General features: G+C 67.2%; 1 pseudogene. It reads left to right on the top strand.

The annotated features are described in order from the left end of the window. Positions 1 to 204: pseudogene (locus G6027_RS17915) on the top strand (IS21 family transposase); the annotation flags it as partial.

Genomic DNA, 204 nt, shown 5'->3' with positions numbered 1-204 from the left:
CACGTGCTGCTGCCCGAGACCGTGGTCAACGAGTACCGCACGAACGATGCTGATCTGCCGGTCGGGCCGAAGTACCGGCAGTGGGATCAGTCGCGGGTCAGGGAATGGGCCGAGCGGGTGGGCCCCTCGGCGCTGGTCGTGACCGATCGGATCTTCGAATCGGTGCCCGTCGTCGAGCAGGGCATGAACCCCGCTCTGGCGGTA

Origin of the sequence: Dietzia sp. SLG310A2-38A2 (genome assembly GCF_014145095.1) — a bacterium.
Classification (GTDB): domain Bacteria; phylum Actinomycetota; class Actinomycetes; order Mycobacteriales; family Mycobacteriaceae; genus Dietzia.
The sequence above is the reverse complement of the archived record's forward strand: the minus strand, read 5'-3'. Positions and strand labels throughout refer to the sequence as shown.